The following is a 4,454-nucleotide window of genomic DNA, read 5'->3' as shown; positions in this document are numbered from 1 at the left end:
CCGCGCCCGCAACACGCGGCGACTGGCCCGACACCATGCCGATCGGCGACGAGGGCCTCGGGCTCGATTCGATGGAGCAGCTCGGCGCGCTGGGCGCGCTGGCCGAGGCGTTCGACCTCGACGACGATACGCTCGGCGAGGGTCCGCCGCAGACGGTCGGCGCCTGGACCGACTGGATCCTCCGCGCGCACGCTAAGGGCCCCGGCCGGATCGGGGTGCGGACGTCCGGCTCGACCGGCAGCCCGCGCCTCTGCGTCCATGCCGTCCCCGACCTGCTTGAAGAAGCAGCCTTCTTCGCGACACGGTTCGCCGATCGGCGCCGGGTCGTCGCACTGGTCCCCGCCGATCATCTCTACGGGCTGGTCTGGACCGCGCTGCTGCCCGACGTGCTGGATATTCCCGTCGCCGTGCGGACGATCGGCGCACCGCTGTCGCTCGAGGCGGGCGACCTCGTCGTCGCGGTGCCCGACCAGTGGCGCGCGCTGTCGCGGATGATGCGCCACTGGCCGGGGGATGTCATCGGCATCAGTTCCGCCGGGCCGCTCGACGACGCCATCGCCGCCGTGCTGCTCGCGGCGGGGCTTGCCGGGTTGGCCGATATCTACGGCGCCTCCGAAACCGGCGGTATCGCGATGCGCACGCTGCCCGCGCTCGATTATGATCTGCTGCCCCGCTGGCAGCTCACCGCCGCCGACCCGGATGACTGGCGGCTCGTCGACTGCGACGGCCGGCACCACGACCTACCCGACCATGTCGCGCGTCTCTGCGAGCGCGTCATTCGCCCGGTCGGCCGGCGCGACGGGGCGGTCCAGGTCGCCGGGCACAATGTCTGGCCAGGGCGCGTCGCCGGCGTGCTGCGGACGATGGAGGGTGTCGCGGACGTCGCGGTGCGGCTGCACGGCAATGGCCGGTTGAAGGCGTTCGTCGTGCCGCACCCCGGTCAGGACCCCGCCCGGCTGTCCGCGCGGATCGAGCAATTCGCGGCGAACCGGCTCACCGATCCCGAACGTCCGAAAGCCTATCGCTTCGGCACGGCGGTGCCGCGCACGGTCTTGGGCAAGCTCGAAGACTGGGGCTGATGCCGCCCCGCCGGCGTCCTAGCGCCCCCTCAGCGCATAGCCGCGGGTCTTCTCGCCGAGCGCGGCGTAGATCGCGGCCTGATCGAGGAGCAGGTGGCGCTGTTCGTCCGTCTTCGCAGCAGCGGCCGCGGCCAGCGCGTCGATCGTCAGCCGCTCATAGTCGGGGGTCGGGTCTTGGTCTGGCATGGGTCTGCCGTTCATTCCTCTTCACGATGTCCCGTGACGATAAATGGCCTGCTTCCGGCCGCAACCTGCTTAAAACGCTGCTTAACTGGCCAGAGATGTTGCGCATGTCCGGGCGCCGTTGCACGGCTGCGGATACTATTCCGGCATCGGCATCGCGGATTTCCGCCGTCACGGTCGCCGTCACGGCCGTGCAATCTGAGTTAAGATTCTGACCCATATAGACGCGTGACAACAAACCCATCCTGCCACATCGCGCGCAGCACTGGATCGCGAATCTCGTCATAGGGGCAAAGCGCGAGATGGGCGACCGGATCGCTGGCGGCGATACGGCCGTCATTTCTGGCTTTCAAACAGTCTCTTGCGAAATCCGGCATCTTGCGGCCCCACTGCTGTCGTCGCGTCGTCCGCCCCATGCTCAGATTCTTACAAAAGGAGCAATGGCTTGTCCCAAACCGACACAGCGCCCCGCGCCGCGCGGGGACGCGGTTCGCCACGCCGCGAGCGGCGCGGTCCGCACTGTCTCTACAGGATCGACGATCGCGACCGACGCTCTACGCAAGTACAGCCGGACCAGCGAGACTCACCCGACGGCCGGACGTGGCAGATGAACCAGCAACGCCCGCCATCGCTCGCAAGGATGTTCGCCAAAGGTCTGAGCCTTTACGCCCTTCGACATTGCCGCACCGCAGCAAATTCTGTGCGCATTGCAGCGGTGATTTATCACGCCCACCTTTCACCTTCCCCACAACCGCCGATCGCACGGAAAAAGCGCCCGACTACCATTGTGCAGTGATAGCGCTATCGATATCATCCCGAAAACAGTCGAAAAGGGGAGAGCGGATATGCGCATCGGATGTCGCGGCAACCAAGTCGTTCGAGGGACAGGACGTCGTCTTGCGTGGCTGGTCGGCCTGACGATCGCGGTCGCCCCGCCCGCGCTGGCGCAGTCCTCCGACACCATGGCGTCGATCGCCATCCCCGCGCAGCCCGGCGCAATCGACCTCGGTACCGGGAAGCTCCCCGGGGCGACCGCCCCCGAAGCCTGGCACAGCCAATATGGCAGCGTGTTCGCGCGCAACGTGACGGTCGCGACGCTGACCCCCGTCCTGCCCGATCCCGCCAAGGCCAACGGCACCGCTGTGATCGTCGCGCCGGGCGGTGGATTCCGCACGCTGTCGATGGAGAATGAGGGGTGGGACGTGGCGCGCGCGCTCGCCGCGCGGGGCGTCGCGGCGTTCGTGCTCAAATACCGGCTGAACCAGACGCCGGCGGATCTCGAGACCTTCGCGCGTCCCGCTCCCGCTGGTGCCTCCGCTGGCGCAACCCCGCCACGCCGGGACCCCGCGGCGATGATGGCGGGCCTAGCGCCGCAGATCGCCGATGCGCGCGCGGCGTTCGCGCTCGTCCGCAAGCGGGCGGGCGAATGGCACGTCGATCCGGCGCGCATCGGCATGGTCGGCTTTTCGGCGGGCGCGATGCTGACGATGGCGACAACACTGGCAGGTCAGGACGCGAAGCCCGCATTCATCGGCAACATCTACGGCCCGCTCGGCGCGATGACGGTGCCCGCCGACGCACCGCCGATGTTCGTCGCGCTGGCGGCGGACGATCCGCTGTTCGGCAATGCCGGCTACGGCCTGATCGACAGCTGGCGCACCGCCAAACGCCCGGTCGAGTTTCACCTGTACGAACAGGGTGGGCACGGCTTCGGCATGTATCCAAAGACGACCACGAGCACCGGCTGGTTCGACGAATTCGCGCGCTGGATGGCGATGCACGGCTGGATCAAGCCGGCGTAATAACCGCGCCCCTTACGACGCGATCGCCGCCTCCAGCGTCTGCAGGAACCGCGCCGGCGCCTCGACCTGCGGCGCATGACCCAGCCCCTCGAGGCGGATCAGCCGCGCGTCGGGGATGCGTCGTGCCGCGGTCACCGCCGCCTGCGGCACGGTCTGGACCTGTGGACGACGCGCGGGCGGGGCACTGCCCGCGCGGAATGCGGTGAGATCGCGGTCGCCGATGATCAGCCGCACGGGCATCGCCAGCCGCGGCAGCTCGGCCGCGACCGGCTGGGTCTGGATCATGTCGGACAGCCGCGCCTGCGCATCGCGCACGACATCGCCGTCGGGACCGGCATATTGCCCCGCCAGCATCGCCACCCAGCGATCATAGGCCGGGCGCATTCCCCGTGATAATAGTTGCGCAGCTGATACGCCTTGATCGACGCGGCATCGGTCTTCGCCTCCTCGGTCCGCAACGCGCCGAGATCGGTATAGGGCACGCCCTGCGCCAGCGTGTCGTTCAGCCCGAGCGGATTGACGAGCACGAGCCGCGACACGCGCTCGGGATGGAGCAGCGCGAACCGCGTCGCGAGGATCCCGCCGGTCGAATGGCCGACCAGGATGACCTTGCCCGCCCCGGCCCGGTCGAGCAGCGCGCGGGTCAGTTCGGCCATCGCGTTGAAGCTGTACTGATAGCCCTTGGGCTTGGACGATTTGCAGAAGCCGACCTGATCCGGCGCGATCACCCGGTAGCCTGCACCCGCAAGCCCGCGTGCGGTCTCGTCCCAGGTCGCGGCGCAGAAATTCTTGCCGTGCAGCAGCACGACCGTCGTGCCGTTCGCGCGCGCGGTCGGTGCGAGGTCGAGATACGCCATCCGCACCGCCTGCCCCTGCGACGATCCGTCATACCAACGGAGCGACGCGGGGTAGGCAAAGCGCTCGAGATTGGCGCCGAGCGGCACGGTCTGGGCAAGGCCCGGCGTGGCGGAGGCGGTGAACGCGGCGATAGCGGCGATCGCGGCGGGGATTTTGAAACGGATCATCCGCCTCTAACGACCGGCCGCGGCGAGGTGTCCCGTCCTACAGGCCCGGACCGTCCGCGTCATATTTGAGTTCGAGATACCGCCCCTGGATCGCAATCTCGTCGAGGCTGCTCCGCCCGAGGCACTCGCCGCGCGCGCGAGCTCGGCATCGATCAGCCGCAGCCCGTTGATCAGGTGATCGTCGGGCGTCCGGCCATCCGCCTGCATTTCGCGCCGCGCCGAAATGCTGACCATCCGCCAGCTGTCGACCAGCGCGGGCAGTTCGACCGCGACGAGCTTGCGGATCGACGCCGCGGCCGGGCTGCGCGGATCGAGCCGGGCGAGGCGCGGCGCCAGCGCCTCGAACCGGCTGCTCAGGCATGAGC

General features: G+C 68.8%; 5 protein-coding genes and 1 pseudogene. 2 read left to right on the top strand and 4 right to left on the bottom strand.

Annotated features, from left to right (window positions below; all coding sequences use genetic code 11):
- Positions 1-1,079, top strand: a 1,079-nt coding sequence (locus NI18_RS18700) for an acyl-CoA synthetase (protein ID WP_128082329.1), incomplete at its 5' end; no start/stop codon positions are given.
- 18 nt (positions 1,080-1,097) lie between these two features.
- Here NI18_RS18700 and NI18_RS25265 read toward each other — a convergent pair.
- The gene (locus NI18_RS25265; protein ID WP_157840578.1) at positions 1,098-1,265 is read right to left on the bottom strand and encodes a hypothetical protein; all 168 of its coding nucleotides are present in this window, start codon (positions 1,263-1,265) and stop codon (positions 1,098-1,100) included.
- Positions 1,266-2,107: 842 nt separating this feature from the next.
- Here NI18_RS25265 and NI18_RS18695 point away from each other — a divergent pair.
- Entirely contained in the window at positions 2,108-3,064 is a 957-nt protein-coding gene (locus tag NI18_RS18695) for an alpha/beta hydrolase (protein WP_084215291.1), read from the top strand.
- Positions 3,065-3,076: 12 nt separating this feature from the next.
- On the opposite strand, the gene NI18_RS27430 is transcribed toward NI18_RS18695, so the two are convergent.
- The 3 genes and pseudogenes from NI18_RS27430 to NI18_RS25260 all read right to left on the bottom strand — a co-directional run.
- Positions 3,077-3,379: a hypothetical protein gene (locus NI18_RS27430; RefSeq protein ID WP_306286523.1), complete on the bottom strand. Its 303-nt coding sequence runs from the start codon at positions 3,377-3,379 to the stop codon at positions 3,077-3,079.
- Positions 3,346-4,089, bottom strand: coding sequence for an alpha/beta hydrolase (locus tag NI18_RS18690; RefSeq protein ID WP_306286522.1), 744 nt, complete (start codon positions 4,087-4,089; stop codon positions 3,346-3,348). The genes NI18_RS27430 and NI18_RS18690 overlap by 34 nt, the downstream gene beginning before the upstream one ends.
- A gap of 6 nt (positions 4,090-4,095) precedes the next feature.
- A pseudogene (locus NI18_RS25260) lies at positions 4,096-4,454 on the bottom strand (hypothetical protein); the annotation flags it as partial.

It is taken from the genome of Sphingomonas sp. Ant20, assembly GCF_000783375.1.
Lineage (GTDB): Bacteria > Pseudomonadota > Alphaproteobacteria > Sphingomonadales > Sphingomonadaceae > Sphingomonas > Sphingomonas aerolata.
The sequence above is the reverse complement of the archived record's forward strand: the minus strand, read 5'-3'. Positions and strand labels throughout refer to the sequence as shown.

Bases quoted from the DNA above. Each gene is read 5' to 3' on its own strand.
- NI18_RS18690 (WP_306286522.1), bottom strand. From the start codon at position 4,089: ATGATCCGTTTCAAAATCCCCGCCGCGATCGCCGCTATCGCCGCGTTC.
- NI18_RS18695 (WP_084215291.1), top strand. From the start codon at position 2,108: ATGCGCATCGGATGTCGCGGCAACCAAGTCGTTCGAGGGACAGGACGT.
- NI18_RS25265 (WP_157840578.1), bottom strand. From the start codon at position 1,265: ATGCCAGACCAAGACCCGACCCCCGACTATGAGCGGCTGACGATCGAC.